The organism is Sporocytophaga myxococcoides DSM 11118 (assembly GCF_000426725.1).
In the GTDB taxonomy this organism is placed as follows: Bacteria; Bacteroidota; Bacteroidia; order Cytophagales; family Cytophagaceae; genus Sporocytophaga; species Sporocytophaga myxococcoides.
Genome location: NZ_KE384561.1, coordinates 525,313 through 543,838, shown reverse-complemented (window position 1 = coordinate 543,838; position 18,526 = coordinate 525,313). Strand labels below are relative to the sequence as shown.

14 protein-coding genes are annotated in these 18,526 nt (G+C 33.7%); 7 read left to right on the top strand and 7 right to left on the bottom strand.

Translation table 11 applies throughout. The features are described from left to right. Positions 1-708: 708 nt before the first annotated feature. Positions 709-1,068 carry a hypothetical protein gene (locus tag K350_RS0126270; protein WP_156027210.1) on the bottom strand — a complete coding sequence of 120 codons (360 nt, stop codon included), beginning with the start codon at positions 1,066-1,068 and terminating at the stop codon, positions 709-711. 443 nt (positions 1,069-1,511) lie between these two features. Between K350_RS0126270 and K350_RS30520 the strand changes: the two genes are divergently transcribed. Next, on the top strand, positions 1,512-2,645 hold the full coding sequence (locus tag K350_RS30520; RefSeq protein ID WP_037577304.1) for a fatty acid desaturase family protein: 1,134 nt from the start codon (positions 1,512-1,514) through the stop codon (positions 2,643-2,645). Between the two features lie 267 nt (positions 2,646-2,912). Here the strand turns inward: K350_RS30520 and K350_RS0126260 are convergent, their stop codons facing one another. The 4 genes from K350_RS0126260 to K350_RS0126245 form a co-directional block, all read right to left on the bottom strand. Continuing rightward, complete coding sequence (locus K350_RS0126260) at positions 2,913-5,573, bottom strand: hypothetical protein (protein ID WP_028982462.1); 2,661 nt, start codon at positions 5,571-5,573, stop codon at positions 2,913-2,915. An 86-nt stretch (positions 5,574-5,659) separates the two neighbouring features. Further along, positions 5,660-6,751 carry an AI-2E family transporter gene (locus K350_RS30515; protein WP_162144221.1) on the bottom strand — a complete coding sequence of 364 codons (1,092 nt, stop codon included), beginning with the start codon at positions 6,749-6,751 and terminating at the stop codon, positions 5,660-5,662. Between the two features lie 31 nt (positions 6,752-6,782). After that, positions 6,783-7,028, bottom strand: coding sequence for a hypothetical protein (locus K350_RS0126250; RefSeq protein WP_028982461.1), 246 nt, complete (start codon positions 7,026-7,028; stop codon positions 6,783-6,785). A 388-nt stretch (positions 7,029-7,416) separates the two neighbouring features. Further along, the gene (locus K350_RS0126245; RefSeq protein WP_028982460.1) at positions 7,417-8,571 is read right to left on the bottom strand and encodes a beta-ketoacyl-[acyl-carrier-protein] synthase family protein; all 1,155 of its coding nucleotides are present in this window, start codon (positions 8,569-8,571) and stop codon (positions 7,417-7,419) included. Positions 8,572-9,318: 747 nt separating this feature from the next. Between K350_RS0126245 and K350_RS0126240 the strand changes: the two genes are divergently transcribed. From K350_RS0126240 to K350_RS0126225, 4 genes are all read left to right on the top strand, one after another. Continuing rightward, positions 9,319-9,510, top strand: coding sequence for a cold-shock protein (locus tag K350_RS0126240; RefSeq protein ID WP_028982459.1), 192 nt, complete (start codon positions 9,319-9,321; stop codon positions 9,508-9,510). Between the two features lie 388 nt (positions 9,511-9,898). Further along, positions 9,899-10,762, top strand: a complete 864-nt coding sequence (locus K350_RS0126235; protein WP_028982458.1) for a sigma-70 family RNA polymerase sigma factor — start codon at positions 9,899-9,901, stop codon at positions 10,760-10,762. Positions 10,763-11,362: 600 nt separating this feature from the next. Further along, positions 11,363-11,815 carry a hypothetical protein gene (locus K350_RS0126230; protein WP_028982457.1) on the top strand — a complete coding sequence of 151 codons (453 nt, stop codon included), beginning with the start codon at positions 11,363-11,365 and terminating at the stop codon, positions 11,813-11,815. Positions 11,816-12,008: 193 nt separating this feature from the next. Next, positions 12,009-12,356, top strand: coding sequence for a cyclic-phosphate processing receiver domain-containing protein (locus K350_RS0126225; protein WP_028982456.1), 348 nt, complete (start codon positions 12,009-12,011; stop codon positions 12,354-12,356). Between the two features lie 93 nt (positions 12,357-12,449). On the opposite strand, the gene K350_RS0126220 is transcribed toward K350_RS0126225, so the two are convergent. Together K350_RS0126220 and K350_RS0126215 are read right to left on the bottom strand one after the other, a co-directional pair. After that, on the bottom strand, positions 12,450-14,357 hold the full coding sequence (locus tag K350_RS0126220) for a PAS domain-containing protein (protein WP_028982455.1): 1,908 nt from the start codon (positions 14,355-14,357) through the stop codon (positions 12,450-12,452). A gap of 398 nt (positions 14,358-14,755) precedes the next feature. After that, on the bottom strand, positions 14,756-15,094 hold the full coding sequence (locus K350_RS0126215; RefSeq protein WP_028982454.1) for a hypothetical protein: 339 nt from the start codon (positions 15,092-15,094) through the stop codon (positions 14,756-14,758). A gap of 187 nt (positions 15,095-15,281) precedes the next feature. Between K350_RS0126215 and K350_RS0126210 the strand changes: the two genes are divergently transcribed. Both K350_RS0126210 and K350_RS0126200 read left to right on the top strand, forming a co-directional pair. Then, a complete protein-coding gene (locus K350_RS0126210) occupies positions 15,282-15,896 on the top strand; it encodes a hypothetical protein (protein WP_051313750.1) in 615 nt (204 codons plus the stop codon). A gap of 542 nt (positions 15,897-16,438) precedes the next feature. Then, positions 16,439-18,334, top strand: coding sequence for an Lcl C-terminal domain-containing protein (locus K350_RS0126200; RefSeq protein ID WP_028982451.1), 1,896 nt, complete (start codon positions 16,439-16,441; stop codon positions 18,332-18,334). Positions 18,335-18,526: the final 192 nt, after the last annotated feature.

Below are 18,526 nucleotides of genomic sequence, written 5' to 3'. Positions count from 1 at the left end.
CATCGCAATATCTCTGGAAAAAATCATTCATAAAGCTTCAAATATCCTAAAGCTTCAATTATATTATTAATGAAATGAACATTTGTAAATGAATAAAAAAGGTAAAAGACTTAAACGATATAGTGCATATTTAAGTACACGAATTAAAGAGATTCAGAGTCTGCAGGATGAACTAATTCTTCAGAATATTTTATTACTCTCTCGAAGAGAAGAACTGGAAATAAAGTATAATCAGGTAGAATGCTTGATTTCAAAGCAACAATCCGATTGTACTAAACAAGCGATAACAACGCAATTTAATGATAGCGTCATTGTTTTGTTTTTAAACTGACATTTATAGTATACTACCTTTATTGAACAGGTCGTTTAGTTTTAGGCTAGGTAATTATATTATTCATTTTATAAGATTTATGTTCGAATGTATGAAAGTGAATAAATTGATAGAATCTCTTTAATGAATTCTGTTTGACAAATCAATAAAGCCTGAAATTATAGAAACTTCAGGCTTTATTTTTTTAAATCAAGATAGTAATTGAACCTCAAAGGACCTTCGTCTATTTTCCAAGGGCTTTATTTGATTATCCATTGTTGCTTGAAAGCGACTATTTTTGCTTAAGCCCAAAGTTATGATTGATATTTTTATAACAGTTTTTTTTTGAAATCAGCCAGTTTTAGAGGGATAGTCATGTTTTGAAAAAAATGAGAATCTTATCTCACACTATAATCAAGGAGTAACTCAATTGTTATAATATCGGATTGATTGATTTCCAAAATATATTCCGGAAGATCAGAGTCAGTATCTAATTCCAGTATATTGGGATTTTTTAGTTTTGAAATATCGTTGTTCTCTATAAAGTAATATTTTTCGGCTTTTGGGCGATTGGATGATTTTCCCTCTTCCGTGGTTGCTATTTTAATAAACTTTCCCCTTATAAATATTCTGCCATTTTCATTATGTAACTTCTGCTTACTTAGTAAATATTCGAAAATACCAGAGCCTTCCTTTAAATATAGTCTTACTGAATCATAGAAATCTAATTCATAGGTTTGAAGAATAGGTATTTGCATAGGTTGATTTAAGTTGTATATAAAAAACATACTAATAAGTGAAATGTTCTAAGAATGGTCCTGTTTAAATTACCATTTGAAGTCCGGTGAGAGAGGTAAGTCCTGACTTAATCAGAGATGCTTTTATAAACGGGTTGCTTTCGAATATGAGGTGCTTAAAAAATATAATAATCAAGAAAATTATAAGATTTATTAACTCTCTTCTCACAGATTCGGCATAATAGGATGCCTCGCGCCAGAAAGCACAGAATTGAGTAATGTAAAAGTCTACGTGTTCCCAACATGCTTTTAGTTTCTCATTTCATATATTGTAGTTTTACCTTTATTGTGTTTGATAGGCAACAGGTACTCACATAAGTAAACATATTCATCTGTTTTACAGTTTTATCCTTCTGATAATTTACTAATGTGATATTTAAAAAAGAGCTAAATGTTTATTGACTATGTCAGGTAAAGTAAGATTTATTGATGCACGAAAATCTCAATTTTATTCAACTGTAAGAGGAAGAGTTGACGATTATTTCAAAGAGCAAAAGCTTACCAAAAATGCCAATATGCTCATGTATTTTAAAACTACTTTCTTTCTTGGCGGGTTAATTTTTATTTATTGCTTAATACTTTCGAATAAATTTAATCTACTATCCATGTTTCTACTTTCTATCCTCCTGGGAATGTTCACAGCCTTTGTAGGATTTAATATTTGTCATGATGCTATCCACGGAGCATATTCGTCCAAATCCTATGTCAATAGAGCATTAGGTTGTGTTTTTAACATTCTGGGGGCGAATGCATATGTATGGAATATTAGTCACAATATCATTCATCACACATATACCAATATTTCCGGTCATGATGGAGATATTGAGATAGCTCCGGGTCTTATAAGGATTACTCTTGAGGATAAAATATGCAAAATTCAGATGTATCAACATATTTATGCTTTTCTGATTTACGGATTTGCAAGTCTCGCCTGGGTATTTAATAAGGACTACCAATTGATTCATAAAAACAATTTGGGAGGAACGAATTTTAAACATCCCAAAAAAGAAATTGCAAAGATGTACTTCTTTAAAGCTGTTTATTATTTTTTATTTATAGCCCTACCTCTTCTTGTACTTCAGTTAAGTTGGTGGCAGTTTATAATTGGCTTCATAGCAATGCATCTCGTTGAAGGTTGGATTATGGGTATCGTATTTCAACTTGCTCATGTAGTAGAAGATTCTGAATTTCCCATACCTAACTCTGACGGAAATATAGAAGAAGCATGGGCAGTACATCAAATGAGAACCACAGCTAATTTTTCTAAAGACAATGTCTGGATCACTTGGTTTTGTGGCGGCTTAAATATGCAGATAGAGCATCACCTTTTTCCTAAAATTTGTCATGTGCATTATCCGAAAATATCAGTTATTGTTCAACAGACAGCCAAGGAGTTTAATGTTCCATACCTGGAAAATAAAACTTTTTTAGGCGCTGTACGATCTCATTACAAAATGCTTCGAAAGTTTGGGATTGAAGCACAGGAAAGTCAAGAGGAAGTTGCTGATCAAGAATTGCATAATTTAAATTTGAAATGAATACTCAAAAATGCAAGTGGAAATTTTCGAACGGGAATAAATGATAGCTTTGAATAGAAACAGAAGCTTATGGAAATAACCTTGTTTTATTTCTAGTTAGTACAAGTTTTCTTAACCTCTTATGAAGGGAACAAAAAAGAGAATTATTCTATGGGATAAGATTGCAAATAATTTGATAGGTATTTCGTGCAGTTCTTTTAAATAGTATTTTTGGGCTTTCAGGGAATTGGATGATATATTAAATGCTTTACTCCAGCTTTGGGAGATTTAATTCCGTACAAAAGTATCTTTGGTTACAGTTCTGATGATCCCTTTTTTTAAAGGCCTCCAAAGCAGAGAAAATACGCTATCATCAGGTTCCCTGGTGGCTTGTACTTCTACTACCTCCGGCTCATTTTTATTATTATTAGGATTTCCATCTTTTATTATAAAATTACTGATTAAGGATTTAATTCTTTTTGTTTCTCCTTCTTCATCCAATGCTTTTATTTTGAAGTCGTGATAAACTAATTTTAAATTTCCGTTTGCGACGCCATTGAGTATACCGACATTAAAGGAGGCAGAGTCGACCTGACCTTGTTCCGCTTGCATATTAGTATAAGTGAATACATTGTTAAAAGCAATTGCGCTCATAGGGCCCATTCTTCCATAATACTTGCAATCAAATTTAGGAGACATCAGCGGTACTGAAATATTAAAGTGAAGCTTTCCTTGCTTTTGCAGTATTGTCGTTCCTATAAGGCGGGCAGGGGTTTTATCGGTCATGATTTTTGGATCATTCGTGAGGTTAAAGATGGAAGCAATTGTATTATTTAACGTGAAAAGCACTGTCGCATTTTTCTTTTCCATAAAAGTTATTTGTCCATTATCAAAGATAACTTTATCTATTCTGAAATAAAATGGAATTGCTCTTGCCATTTCGTTCGGCATTAACTTTGCGTAATCAGGCTTCAATCCTTTTCCTTCCTTAAAAAACACATTCATGTTCATACTATTCATCAAGACTTTTCCGGCAACAATTTCTGACTTATACAATGTCCTTTTAATATCAAATTGATTTATCCTGATTTCCTTTATAAAGGTATTAAATACATTTTCTTTCTGCGAATGAGGCTTATATTGACTTATCCTGAATTTTTTTAATACAGCCGAAGACGTTTGCGATGATACTGAACAAAGATCCGTCTTAAGGATAAGTTTTTCCTTCACCAACTTTAATTCATAATCTCTAAACTCCCCTGATATTTGAGCTACATCTGGAAGTAAATTATCTATTGTTGCAGAAATTCCATTTATATTCAGAGCATAACTTTTTGACTTGTGAACTACACTATCTCCAGCGGTAATTGCAGTATGTGAGAAGGATCCATTCTCAATAGCTATTCTGTCTATGTCCAGAGCTTTAATGAACTTGTTAAAATTGGCAAAAGCAGGTCGTTTCTTTTTAGTCGTTTCTTTTTTTATAACAGTCTGGAAATCTGTTTTCGGATCTTTAATAACTATCTCTTTTAGTTTAACTCTGCCCTCGTCAAAAAAAGCACGCAGGTTGAATCCCTTTACTGAAATATGATTTGCAGAATTATTAAAGTAGATCTTTCCGGACTTGTTTTCTTTATCCTTATAATTTATTCCTAAATAGGATATCGTTATTGTAGAGTCAAAGGAAGAGGCATTTGTCTTTTCAACGGAGATTTTTACTTCAGGATTAAAGCTGGTTAACTCATAATTACTAAAGTCCAAATATATATTGTCGGGATTTTTAAATTTGATTGAATCGATTATTTCTCCAGCAACTTTCATGATTCGAAGGTTAACATTATTTGCTTTCTGAAATATCGAGTCTTGATTTGTGTAAATAAGATTTTTTATACTTCCATTGTGAGCTTCAATATCATTAATCGTAAATGATCTGATAACATCAGAGGCAAATGAGGAAACAAATAATTTATTTTCCCCCCCTGACTTACCCTTTATTGAAACATTTTGCTTGTTTTCTTCCTGATGAAAAATAGTTGATATTCGGGGAGACTCCAATGATAACTTCCCTATAAATATTTTTTTGTTATAAAAGAAATCACGGAAGTTTACTTGTTCTCCTTTTATTTCGTCAAAAACTGCTTCAGTTTCTTTAGCCTTTTTATTAATGATATCCGATTTAGAATAATAGAATTTTTTAAACTGCAGCGTCGAATCTGAAAGCTGTCCCTCAATCTTATCTATGCCCAATGTGTATGAGTCATCACTTGACCTTAAGCGATAATTACCCAGACTGATATGGATGTCTTCAGAGTATAAGATTTTTTTTCTTGGGATAGTATCAATTATGATATCATTTAATTCGATAAAGATATTCTCAGCTGTTTGCACAATTTTATTTTGTTCGGTTTCAAGATCATACTTTAATTTCCCTGATTCAATATCCATCTCTTCTATTCTTAAAGAGCCGGCAAAGCCAGCAATAATCGCAGGAAGTATTTCAATAAATGTCTTATTTGTTTCTCTGAATTGCTCTGAAACTGTACTTCCCTTTACCTGAATTTCAGGTGATTTTATACTTATTGTACCAACCCGAAGATCTTTGCTTATCAAATAATTTACCCACCTTATCCGACGAATGCGCAAAACGGGAATGTATAGTTTTACAGTTGAAATATTTGTATCCGGTTGTTCACTCTTAAGTGTTTTCAATCTGGTAGAATGCTGATACAACAATACCTTTGTCATATTTACAGTACCAGTCCAGAACCGGGTGTTTAAATCGTTAATTTCTATACTGTAAAGACCTTTTGAAGACCTGTATACTTCATTAGCAATCCGACTTTTTACGAAAGAGTCCAGGAAGAAATTTATAAGGATAAATCCTGTTATAAGAAATATCGCAATTACTCCGAAAAAGGCAGAAAGAAATGGGTGGTTCTTAAGATTCATTCATAGAAAACTATTGAAAAATCAACCAAATGTTCATTAAGATGTTTAGAGGTTATTGCTTAAGGACAAAGGGTCTATCCTTTTCATCATTTCTTTCGGTTAAAGAGAGATTTAATTCTACTTAAAATTGAAGTCTCTGTTTCATCTGTACTGATCAGATAAGCGTATGGGTTGAGAGGTTTTACATGATCTAGTGTAATCTTTAGTACGCCTAGGAAAGGAAGAAAAATGATCATACCGGAAACGCCCCATAGATTACCTCCTATTAGCAACACAATTATTGTTGCCAGAGGATTTATGTTTACCTTGTTTCCAACAATATTGGGAGTGAGGAAATTGTTTTCTATAAACTGATTAAAAGAAAATACAGCAATTACCCCGACTGCACTCCAAAGGGATTCTCTGGTGATCAAGGCCATTACTACTGGCAGAACTGCCCCTATAGGAACCCCGATATAAGGTATAATATTTAATATAGCCACTGATATTCCGAAAAATATGGCATTGTCCAGACCAATAATCATAAGTCCGACAGAATTTAGAACAGACAGGATAATTATCACTATAAAAACACCAGACAGATATCTTGCAGCTACTTTACTTGATGCTGTTATAATCATCCGTGTTTTTTCTTCATAGATAGGGTTTGCTATTTTTAAAATAAAATTTTTAAATCTATCTCTGAAATATAAAAAAAAGAATGTACATATAAACACAATCCCTATAGTTGCAAAAGTTCCTGTAGTTTCTACAAATGCGACTTTTATATACTCACCACCGTTTGACATAAAGCCAGACATTTTTTCCTTCATGAAGGCTGTCTGGTCTTTCGGAGAAACTTTTATTAGTCCTTCCAAAAATCTCTGAATATGTCCGATTTTAGAATTGATAAGTTCCTTATACATGGGAAGATTGTCTGTAAAGGAAATAACCTGGAAAATAAATAGTGTGACAAAAGCTCCGATAATAATTATTGCTACCAAAAAACATGAAAGTATAGCTAGCCATCTTGGGAATTTCCAGTGTTCCAGTTTCTTGCATAAAGGGAGAATGAGCATTGAAAGCAAAGCCGAGAAGCTTAAAGGTATTAATATACTTTTGGCAAAATACAATGCACAAAAGAAAAGAAAGCCGGCAAATAATATCAGGACAAAACGAAGTAAAGGATCTTTTCTCACAATGTTATTATTTAATAAACCTAAAGGGAAATCAGACTTTCTTTTTTGTAATAATGGAAAACTCTAGTTCTGCTTTTACTCCTTCTTCAATTAAACCCGTTTCTATTTTTTCTTTAAGTTGTTTTACTAACTGTTTACAAACTTCTTCTTCAACCTTTTTCTTAATCTTTTTATCACTTAAAGCCAAATCAGCGATAAAGCTGGTAAGCTCGCTCTTTTTTGCATGCAGGACTTCCTCTGCATTTGTAATATTCAAGTTGATTTGTATTATAGCCATGTGAATAATTTTTAAAAAAACCTGAAATATTTCTTCTTGTTTGGGGGATTGTCTTAAAGTATATTGATGGTAATAGACTTTAAATCTGCCCTGAAACTGTAGAGTTTAGGAGACTTTGTAGTCGACTTTTTAAAATGCTTGATAATGAGTAGAGTATATGTAGGTCTTTTGAGAATTTGGTTCGACAAATTGTCTGTCGGGGGTACAGGGACAGCAAGAGTGGTGAGCAAGAGCAACAGGATGAAAGGCGCTTGATAAAAGCACAATCTGTTGCTCTTGTTCACACTCTTGCTTCATTTTCAGCAACAGTAATTAGCAACAGCAACAGGATAAAAAAAGCTTTGATAAAAAGCTACAACCTGTTGTTGTTGCTCACACTCTTGCTGATTTATGAGCTTACTTTTTCAAGCTTAGCCCACTCTACCGTTACGCCTGGGCCAAAAGCAAGAGTAATCAATTCGTCTTCTTCTATAGTGTCCAATCTTCTTGCTAATACAAACATCATAGCTGCTGCACCTAAATTTCCAATGCTTTGTAATGTATCATAGGAAGACTGAAGAGCATTTGTTGGCCAGCCCAAACCATAAAATACACTTCCAACATGATCTAATATATTTGGTCCTCCTGGATGAATTCCTAGTGCCGGTGTTGGCTTATCCAAATTTGGATGCAATTTATTAAGGATCTTACTTCCTGCTCCATCGCAGAAATACTCACCTAATTTTTTCCCTACTTCACGATTTAATGTCATGCGATAGCTTGTATGATCAGGCCCTGTTGGAGGCACTAATCCTAATAAATGCTGGCTTTTAGGTACAAGTGACATTCCCGTTTGTGTGTACTTCCATTTCCCTTCATCTGAAAGGATTATTGCAGCAGCTCCATCTGCAAATAAGGAATGTGCTACCAGTGAAGAAATATCAGTGGCATTCACGTCATAATGTGATGAGGCAACTTCAACAGCAACAACCAATACTGCTTTGGCATCACCGGCTCGAATGATGTCTCTTGCGATTCTTAAGCAAGTGGCGCCACAAAAGCATCCGTTAAAATTTAATTCTGCCTTCTGGCAATCATCTGAAAGTCCTAAGGCTTCCATAACAGAAACAGCAACACCGGGCTCGCTCCATCCGCTTGTGCAGGTCGTAATAATATGAGTAACGTCAGAAGCTTTTCCTCCCCAATTGTCAAGTGCTTTGCGGGCAGCTTCAACAGCAAGTTTTATTGCTGTATCATTGAAAACTTCCATACGTTGCCAATAGGGTGGGATGAAATCATTAGGTGTATAAATATCGTGTGAAAGCGCTACGCGTTTTGCTTCCTCAAAATCATCAATTGATCTATTGGTTTCGATCCAGACAGGATGTGAATAATGCCGGGTATGGATGCCTGTACCTTTCACAAAACTTTTCATTCTGGAGATAACTGAATCTGGTTGACCATGGAATCTTCTCATTGCTTCATCAATTTCCAGCATTCTTTCTGTTGAAACCGGGTAGGGAAGGGCAGTACCAATGCCCGAAATATGTGCTTCTTTCTTCATAAAAATATTTCTTGATACTTAAATGTTATAAAACCGTAGATTCGGATTATGCAGTTTTTTGCAGGATGTATGGAAATACAGAAGTTTTCCTCATATATTAATTCCAGGATGGAAAACCAAATTTTTGAATAAAGGTTAAATTATTCTTAGAAATTGTTTAGATTTTTTACTTATCAGATGCAATGAGACAGTAAGAGATTTGGCAGCAAGTGTATGGTGCAACAGCAAGAGGGTAAAATATACATTGATAAAGCTACAAACCTGTTGCTCTTGCTCAAACTCTTGCTACCTTTTAAGGGACAGTCTGAACACACCTCAAAAAAAAGTCTGAAATTTAAAAAATATTAAACCCTGTTCTTAAGCTCATTACATAATGTTAAAACTGACAGTATAAATTATAAAGAGTTGTATATACTTTAAGGGTAAGAAGATGCTTGAACTATAATTGATGCCGCATAGAGCAATGGCATCAATCAGATCATTTAAGTAGATCATGGTCAAAAGACCTGACACTAAAAGAAAAATATTTGTTCTATTATTAGGTATGTTCGAATTATATACTTAACTTTACTGAACATTTAAGTTATTGTGTTTTTTAGCTGCTCTGTATTAATCATACCTCAGTTTTTCTCACCCTTTCTTAATTTATAATCATTCTTTTCTAAGATAACATTAGCAGAATAATTAGTGCTACTTATGGAGTCAATTCATAACTATTAGTGTTTTTTAATAATAAATATATAAACAATGCAAGGAACAGTAAAATTTTTCAACAACGCAAAAGGATTTGGTTTTATTACATCATCAGATTCTAAAGAAGATATCTTCGTACACTCTTCAGGTCTTATTGACGAAATTCGTGAGAACGATCAAGTTAAATTTGATATGGAGAGAGGTAAAAAAGGTATGAATGCGGTGAACGTTGAAGTCTTGAATTAAGAAATCTTAATAGATATATTATTTGAAATTTGATTCAAAAGAAAGCCACTCTAGTAAAGTGGTTTTCTTTTTTTTTACCCTTCAGCTTTATAATTATTATACAAGTATCAGAGCTACAGATGCACCATGGTTCCTTTATTATAGGCGCTGATAATCTTATTAGCACATCAGTCCTGGACTATGTTGACAAGTGCTGCTGAAAGCCAGATATTAATTGAACGATTAATATGTATCCTTTCTTAGATATATAGCTTTATTTGTGTATATTGAGATAATTCTTCTTTTGGCACCATATTCTAAAATCAGATTTATTTAGCGATTTTGAAATTTATGCTAAAGGATTGTAAAATTTCTATTCGATAATTAATTTATAACTAAATAGTAATACATGAGACAACTTAAGATTAGTAAACAAATTACCAACCGTGAAAGCCAATCCCTTGACAAGTATTTACAAGAAATAGGGAAGGTTGATTTGATTACTGCTGAAGTTGAAGTGGAGCTTGCGAAGCGAATCAAGGAAGGAGACCAGGTGGCATTAGAAAAACTGACGAAAGCCAATCTACGCTTTGTAGTTTCAGTAGCTAAACAATACCAGAATAATGGGCTGACACTCGGAGATTTAATCAATGAAGGTAATTTGGGTTTAATAAAAGCAGCGCAAAAATTTGATGAGACACGTGGATTTAAATTTATTTCATATGCAGTTTGGTGGATTCGTCAATCAATCATGCAAGCATTAGCAGAGCAATCACGAATAGTAAGATTGCCTTTAAATCGCGTTAGTTCTCTAACCAAGATTTCAAAAGCCTTTTCAGACCTTGAACAAAAGTTCCAACGTGAACCATCTACTGAGGAAGTAGCAGAATTAATGGGAGTAACCAATGAGGAGGTAATTGCAGATCTCAAAGTATCCGGTCGCCAAGTTTCGGTGGATGCACCTTTCACTCAAGGTGAAGAAAATGGCTTGCTAGACGTACTTTCTGATGTAAATGAGTCAACTCCCGATTCTCAGTTAATAATTGATTCTCTTACCATGGAAGTACAGCGGGTTTTATCTACGTTATCATCGAGAGAATCAGAGGTTATAGGTTTGTATTTTGGGTTGAATAATAAAAACTCAATGACCCTGGAAGAAATTGGTGAGAAATTTAATCTTACAAGAGAACGGGTAAGGCAGATCAAAGAGAAAGCTACAAGAAGATTAAGACATACATCCAGGAGTAAAGCATTAAAATCCTACCTTGGTTAGATTAAATCTAGGTACCGAGTTGCCAAATGGGTTTACCTCTTTAAGATAAAAGTAATTACAATAAGCCGGAAGCATTTTCAAATTCCGGCTTAAGCTTATGATAGATTTAAGCACTCCTCTTATCTTCATGCAACTCATCAGTTTTAAAGGATATCAATAAAAAATTTGCAGATAAAAGTCATTAGGTAGAGACGAAGTAACTGTGTCCCGAGTATCATTAGTCTAAAAAAAAAAATACTGTAATTCACTTCATATCAGAATTGTTCTGTTATATACATAAACGCCAATAGTATTTAATTAAGTCCCTTCAGTCTCTCTATCTCTCGATTCCTCATCTCCACATCTCTTCCAAGAGTTTTATCTTCATAGAGCTTCCTCTCATTATCACTAAGGCCATATTGATTATCGTGTTATTGTAACCTATAGCACTACTTTAGTTCTCTTTTTGGTTAAAGAATAGTCTTTCATCAAAAGCCGATATATCCGATACATGTTATAAAGGATTCAATACCTTGTTATTCGAGAAAAAAAAAATATTTTTAAATCAATATTTTTTAATAATAATAAATATCATTTTTCAATTAAATCTAAAATAAACTTATGAAGAAAACTCTTTGTAATTATTTCATTGGCCTGTTGGTTGCTTTTACATTTTCATGTGGTAAAAAAAGTAAAGATCCTTCACCTGCTGATGACCCTGTAGTTGCAGGAACATTCATCTATGAAGGCGAACTATATACAATGGAATCTACTAAAGATAGTACTTGGAATGGAGTATTCACGCAAAGAGCACAACCAACCCCTCATTGGGGGCTGCAGTTAGTATTTGATCAAAAGCCATTGAGAGATACTGTGTTGGATTTGAGCAAGCAGGATTTTTTAATAGTATATTTTGATGCTCCGGATACTTACCAAATGTATGGTTCTTCAGGTACAGTGGACGTTAAAGTAAGAAAAGGCTATATCACTTCAACTTGCACAAGCTGTGAGATCTATAGATATACAGATAAAAATTATACAAGGCCTATATCGTTTGAAGTAACGACTAAGTAGAGTTACAATTTATCATATAAAAATCTTGGGCTTGCTTAATGGGTTAGAACTCACTGCAAGCCCTAATTATTTGATGAAATTGATTTTTTAAAATTGAAACAGGGATTTTTTTCAATTGAAGTTATAGCTAATGCAAGGCTTTAAATGATATATCAGAATACTACATGAGCGCTTATTGTTACTTATTTTTCATATGAAAAAAATATTCCTTGACGATATAAGAACTATTGACATGATCTATGATAAGATACTGGAGCCCAAGTTTGATGTTGTGAGAAATTATAAAGACTTTGTTAGTTACATTCAAAGGAACGAACTACCTGATTTTATTAGTTTTGATAATGATCCAGGCCTTGATGAAAATGGAGAATTGGCACCTGATGGGTATGTGGCAGCAAAGTGGTTAGTTTATGAATCCGGCATTGATCTCAGGAATTTGAAATTTGATGTTCATTCCGCAAATCCCGTTGCGGCTAAACAAATCGATGGCTTATTAAAGAATTACATTGAATTTCTAAATGAGGAATTTGAGGATGAATAAATAAATTTAATTCGTCTTTAATTTTAATACATGTCATTAAATAAAATATAACTGTCAGGGCGCATTTATTTATTTTCCTCAATTTATTCAAATTCAATACGCATCAGAATCAGCAATTTTTTCTACCAGATCTTTGGTTACTTCATCCAATTCAACAGCTGATTGCAATACATATTCAAGAAGATCATCTGTGCTCTCTCCGTTTTTTTTGTTAATTGTGATCAAGTTTATCAGTCCCATTATTCTTGCCACAGGAGACCTTACTTTGTGTGATTGATACCAAGCTATTTCTTTCAGTTTTTTATTCTTTTCAATAATTAATTCATTGTTGACTTTTAACTTTTCATTTGCCCTCTTGATTTTCTCTTCACTTTTCTTTCTCTCTGTGATATCATGCACATTACCTATCAGATTAATGCATACATGCTCCTCATTAAAGACAGGTGAAATAGTCACTATCCCTTTTTTCTGACCAGAAGGATAATCAGTCGTTTCATCCCATGAAATGGGTATTCTTTTTTCTATGGCCTCATGGTATTTAGATAAAACCAGAGAAGAAGATGGCTTTGGAATTACATCTTCAACAAGTTTACCTTCAACCTGCTCTCTGGAGAGTTCTGTAACTTCAAGAAATCTTCTGTTAACAGTGGAAAAACGAAAGCTTTTTTCTTTTTCTATATCAATAAGAAACATTACCTCATTTGTAGAATTGAACACTAACTCCAGTTTTTCTTTTTGGAGCCTTGCTTCTGTTTCTGCAAGTTTCCTCTCCATTACATAAACTAGGATTCTCCTGATCCGATCTATACTGTTTTCTTCCTCTTTTGAAAGCTCTCGAATTGTTTTGTGATAAATCGCAAATGTTCCTAATAAGACATTCTTTGAATTGATGATAGGATAAGACCATGATGATCGAAGGTCAAAATCTTTTATAATATCTATATAATTGTTCCAATAGGGGTGGTTAAAAATGTCCGAAACTTCAACTTTTTTCCGTAGAAACGCAGAACTTCCGCAAGAACCTTTTCCTTCAGCTATCTGGGTTCCCTCCACTTCTTTATTGAAGGCTTCAGGAAGATGCGGAGAGGACCAGTTATATAATCTGCCATTTTTAGCTTTTAGCACGGAACATAGCATATCCGGGTGAATTTCTTTTAAACCATTCAAAAGGAACGTAATCAATTCCTCTACGGAAGAATTAGGTTGGACGTAGTGCTGAAGAACCTCTTTCTCCAGATTTTCAAGCTTCTCGATTCTTTTTTGCTCGGTAATATTTCTTATTACCCCCATAATCTTAGCTTTACCAAACAGGTCTTTTGCAATTTCAGCCTTCGCAGAAATTATTCTTGGCTTGTCTTCATTTTCTGGAAAGATTTGAACTTCAATATCGTATTTCATTTGCTCCTTAATGAGCTTTTTACCGGCATTTCTGACTTTTTCAATTTCTTTAATCAATGGTTCAATTTTGCTGATTGGAATCTCCGCAGCTTCGGGAGGGAACCCAAATATTTCACATGCTTTTTCAGATCCCCAGATTACGTCTTTGTTTTTCTCAAGTTCCCAGTATCCAACCTGTCCTATTTCCTGTGCTTTTAATAACCGTGCTTTATCTATCCGAATCTGTTGTTCTTCCAGCTTACGAGCCGTGATATCTCGAAAATAAATTGTTAGTCCCTCAGAGGACGGATAGATATTGTTTTCAAACCATTTATTATAGGGAGCATAATATTCTTCAAGGTGAATATACTGTTGCGTTTCCATAGCCTTATTATAGGCTTTGTAGAACGGCTGATCGACTCCTTCCGGAAATTCTGTCCAGATATGTTTCCCGATCATGCTTAAAGGATCCCTGTTGAAAATTTCCCCTGCCTTCCTGTTCATATATGTGTAGCGCCAATTTTTGTCAAGAGCCACAAAAGCATCAGATATTCTTTCGAGTACTGCTAATAAATTCTCCTGGCTATAAACATTCATTAATGGTTGAGAAGGGTTCTTTTTCATTATCTAAAGGAATCCAATAATATAACTCTAAAAATATTGATTCTTGTTTATTTTCAAAGTATTGTATTGGATTAGGGTAATAAAATTTTTGTAATGGAATATCAGGGATGTTTTCGTAAGAAAAAAATTTTGTGTGTTGATCTTAAAACCTTTGAATTTTCGCCCAGGTGCTTTAAATCTAAAGGTAATATGGATAGTGAGAGGTATTAATTATTGTTCAAAAACTTCTTAGGGATTATTAAAGGATGAAAATGTAAATGTATAGATTGAATCCTTTAGTTTATATTTTTTAATAGATCAGTTTATAGCAATATAGGAGAGAAGCAGGAAAAGATTTTGATTAGGAGTGCGTGTAGAACTATTAGCAAAGAACTTCTTTCAATTATAATTTGAAAATTTTATTTGAAAGAATCAGTTTCTACAGAATCTTTATAAGACGGATATTTCTTGGCAATTCCGTCGGACAATATTTTTAAAACTTTCCCTATGATCGGTATAGGTTCTTGTTTTGCATGTTGTTTTTGTATCACAAAAGGCAATGTATCGATTGGTAGCAGATGCTTAGGATCTATAGAATCATTGTCAGCGAGATCTTCATAACTATTAGCATATATCATCCGCTCTGGGGAATTTTTACTTTGAGTAAAATCCGTCGCCTGGAAAATACCGAATAGACCAATGAGGATAATGCATATAGCAAATAAAATTCCTGGAAGAGAATGTTTTAATACGCTCATGTGTAAAGTATATCGGGTTTACAAAAATATTATAAAAGCTATAAAGTGCAAAGAAAAGATATGTAGATAGTTCATTATGTGTATGTTGGTGAAATAGGATTATGTATTGCTAAATAATTACGCTTATAAATTCACAATTGATAATCTAGTGTTATATTTAATAACTTTAGATACTAAATAATCAACAATGGGACTTTCAGATATTTTTAAAAAGGATCAATCACCTAATGACTCATCAACAGATAATGGAATTTTAGGTCCTACTTTTCTTGACGGATTGACTGAACATATTCAAAATCCTAAAGACTTGCATTCACATGAATGGCGAAGACGCTTAAAATTCTCAAATGGTCATACTAATTTTAAAATAAAATATTTTGGAGAGTTACATGAGAATTACAAAAGTTTAATCATTGGGACTGACTTTGCACCTTCATTAGTTTTTGCTGTAGAGGTATCGACCGGGCAAGAAATCTTATTGTTTGATGGCTGTAAACATGGATATAATGCATTGTTCTGTGATACATACACCGAAGACCAGATCAAAAACAGGCCAGCAACAAATTACTATATTGACGAAGAGGGTAATGATACTTTTGAAATAATTATCTCAACATATAATGGTATCGACTATGATGATGAATTTGCAAGTGAAGTTGATGAAGATGGATTAATAGAACTTGTAGATGGAAGCAAAGATAAATTTAGCATTGTAAAACGAAATGGTTATGATACCTTACAAATTTGGGCAATAAATAAGAAAGGAAAAACTATCGATATTATATCTGAAGAACTTGCATAAAGCATAAAGGTAGAACGAAGAATGGATTATGGTCTTAATATGAAAGCAGTTTTCAAAAAAGCAGGAAATATATTTAAGTATTTAGTAATTTTATTTACAATCATATTTTGGATTTATGTTATCTGGGATGACTGGATATTTATAGAAAGATATTGGAAAGATCATTGGGCGGATTATATAGGACTTTGGACGTTGTGGTTTTTAGTTTATCTTATAGCTTTTTCCTTTTATTATTGGGTCATTGTTAGCACTATAATTTTTATTTATTACAAGAAAATCCTGAGAATAAGTCGGAATTAAATTATATAAAAATATCATATCACTTGACTAAATTTCCAATCTGTTATCATATCTTAATACTTGTCAATGTAGGTACATAGTTAATCTTTACAATAGGAAGTAGAACCCATAGGAAGATTGGTAATATGATTAATACACGATGTGAAACTTAGCCACGTCAGAGGCGTAAGAGTCAGAAGGCCAGGCAAAGTTTTGCTTTTTTGCTTGGAATTCATTGATTTTCAATATAGTTAACATTGTTTATGTTCAGAAATTTTCAAATTGTTGTTAAGTTGATTAAAAAACAATCTCTTACAATCCCAGCTGCCATTCTGTTTATTTTCCTTTTGACAGCCTGTAATAAGAAGAAAGAAGAAGCTCCCCCAAACACACATACAGACCTTCAATCCAATGGGAATTCTATTGACAAAACAACTGTCAATATTGACGAAATAAACACAGTTACTCTTAATACAAATATATCTCAACAGCAAATCACCGGTAAGATCGGAGACAAGGAAGTGGTATTCATAAAATCAGATGAAAATATGCTTACCTTTATTACTCCTGCTGATCTTGCTCCCGGAGAATATCCGATCAGCTTTGTACTTGGCAACACGACTTATGAATCAAGAATAGTAATAGAAAATAAGGTTGTAGTTAGTGATGTGCCTGCAAGATTTGATCAATACGAAAATTATCTTAAAGCCCAGATAAATAAATTGGATAGCGCCCTACAGGTAGAGGTTGATTCAAATCTTATTACGATAGAGGAGAAAAATACAGAGGTAAATGAAACCAGGCAATTCATTTCCGATGTTTTGACAAAGGTTAAATCAATGGATGCTTCCAAGCAGCAGAGCTTAGCAAATTTTCTGGAAGTTAACTCAACTAATCTTGAAAATAAAAATCTGATTTCCAATGCCCGAGTTACAAGCGAATACAATAGCCTTTTATTATTCAAAGCTTCGGTACTGGCATTGGGGGGATCTGTTTGGGCTTCTTATATCATGTATAGCGCAAAACAATATGATAAAGCCCTGTTAAGTCTTGCAGGAGTATTTGTGTCATATAAAGCTTCCATTTATTTCGGCAAAAAATCCCGAGATGATTTATATAAGCCTGTTTCGGTAATCATAGATAAACTTTCATCAGAAAGTCAGCAACGCAAGTCACAAGTTACTGCTCAGATGCTAACAGTGAATAATGAAGAACCTACCTCTATCGGGATTAATATAAGGAAGGCTTCCTTAACTAATGCAGATGCTTCAAACAGCAATTCTGTTATTCAATCTTTTTTTGGAGGCTTTAATAAGTTAACCGGTTATATAAATAAAATTAATGAAACCATTGAAGGAGTGAATGCTGTGATTGGTTTTCTTTATACCACTAAGACAGTATCTTATCTGCTTATTCCTAATTCACCAAGATTGGGACTGAGGCCGCTGGAGTCATCCGGATATATATCACTCCAGGGGATAAGTAATTCCTTAGTACAGGGAACATTGACAGGAGTGAGTAACAATAAAGCCAAAGTTACCTTTAAGTATTCAGGAACTTCTTCTGATGACATAAACATTAATTGCAAGTTAGTCTATAACAATGGAGACTTCTCCTATTCTGAAGATCTCTCGGTTACAATTAAGCAACCTCCTTTGGAAATAGGCCAGTCATATGCAGGAGGTATTATCTTTTATCTTGATGAAACCAAACATCATGGATTAGTAGCAGCTCCTAATGATCAGGTAGTAGGAAAGGGTTGGGAAGATCCGGGAAGTTGGGGCTGTCATAATACTGCTATCGTTGGAGCCGATAATCCGGCAGTAGGATTTGGAAAGTGGAATACGGCAGATATTGTGAAGGCTTGTTCTCAGCCTATTGGTGCGGCTTACATTTGTTCGAATCTTGTGCTTAATGGTTATGATGACTGGTTTCTGCCATCCAAATCTGAGCTGGATTTGATGTATGAAAATTTACATCTTAAAGGATTGGGCAATTTCACTGCGGATCCTAATAATCTTGTAGGAGTATACTGGAGCTCTACTGAATATCCTGGGCTTGAATCGACGGACGCGTGGGGAAGATTTTTTGTAAATGGTATTTCCAGAAATTATGCTAAAGGAACTGCATATTGCGTTCGAGCTGCAAGAGCATTTTAAAAATCATAAGAAGTAACAAATTTAACTTTTAAAATTGTAAAGGTCAAAGCCTCTATCAATACTTGCTTGTGACAAGATTTGATACATAAAAAATGGGAATAGCGATACAATCGTTATTCCCATTTTTACTTAATATTGTAACAAGAGATTATAATCAATAAATGGAGAAGGGGTATCAGTTTATTTCACTTT

Bases quoted from the DNA above. Each gene is read 5' to 3' on its own strand.
- K350_RS0126245 (WP_028982460.1), bottom strand. From the start codon at position 8,571: ATGAAGAAAGAAGCACATATTTCGGGCATTGGTACTGCCCTTCCCTAC.
- K350_RS30520 (WP_037577304.1), top strand. From the start codon at position 1,512: ATGTCAGGTAAAGTAAGATTTATTGATGCACGAAAATCTCAATTTTAT.
- K350_RS0126215 (WP_028982454.1), bottom strand. From the start codon at position 15,094: ATGAGCGTATTAAAACATTCTCTTCCAGGAATTTTATTTGCTATATGC.
- K350_RS0126235 (WP_028982458.1), top strand. From the start codon at position 9,899: ATGAGACAACTTAAGATTAGTAAACAAATTACCAACCGTGAAAGCCAA.
- K350_RS0126270 (WP_156027210.1), bottom strand. From the start codon at position 1,068: ATGCAAATACCTATTCTTCAAACCTATGAATTAGATTTCTATGATTCA.
- K350_RS0126210 (WP_051313750.1), top strand. From the start codon at position 15,282: ATGGGACTTTCAGATATTTTTAAAAAGGATCAATCACCTAATGACTCA.
- K350_RS0126225 (WP_028982456.1), top strand. From the start codon at position 12,009: ATGAAAAAAATATTCCTTGACGATATAAGAACTATTGACATGATCTAT.
- K350_RS0126240 (WP_028982459.1), top strand. From the start codon at position 9,319: ATGCAAGGAACAGTAAAATTTTTCAACAACGCAAAAGGATTTGGTTTT.
- K350_RS0126200 (WP_028982451.1), top strand. From the start codon at position 16,439: ATGTTCAGAAATTTTCAAATTGTTGTTAAGTTGATTAAAAAACAATCT.
- K350_RS0126260 (WP_028982462.1), bottom strand. From the start codon at position 5,573: ATGAATCTTAAGAACCACCCATTTCTTTCTGCCTTTTTCGGAGTAATT.
- K350_RS0126230 (WP_028982457.1), top strand. From the start codon at position 11,363: ATGAAGAAAACTCTTTGTAATTATTTCATTGGCCTGTTGGTTGCTTTT.
- K350_RS0126250 (WP_028982461.1), bottom strand. From the start codon at position 7,028: ATGGCTATAATACAAATCAACTTGAATATTACAAATGCAGAGGAAGTC.
- K350_RS0126220 (WP_028982455.1), bottom strand. From the start codon at position 14,357: ATGAAAAAGAACCCTTCTCAACCATTAATGAATGTTTATAGCCAGGAG.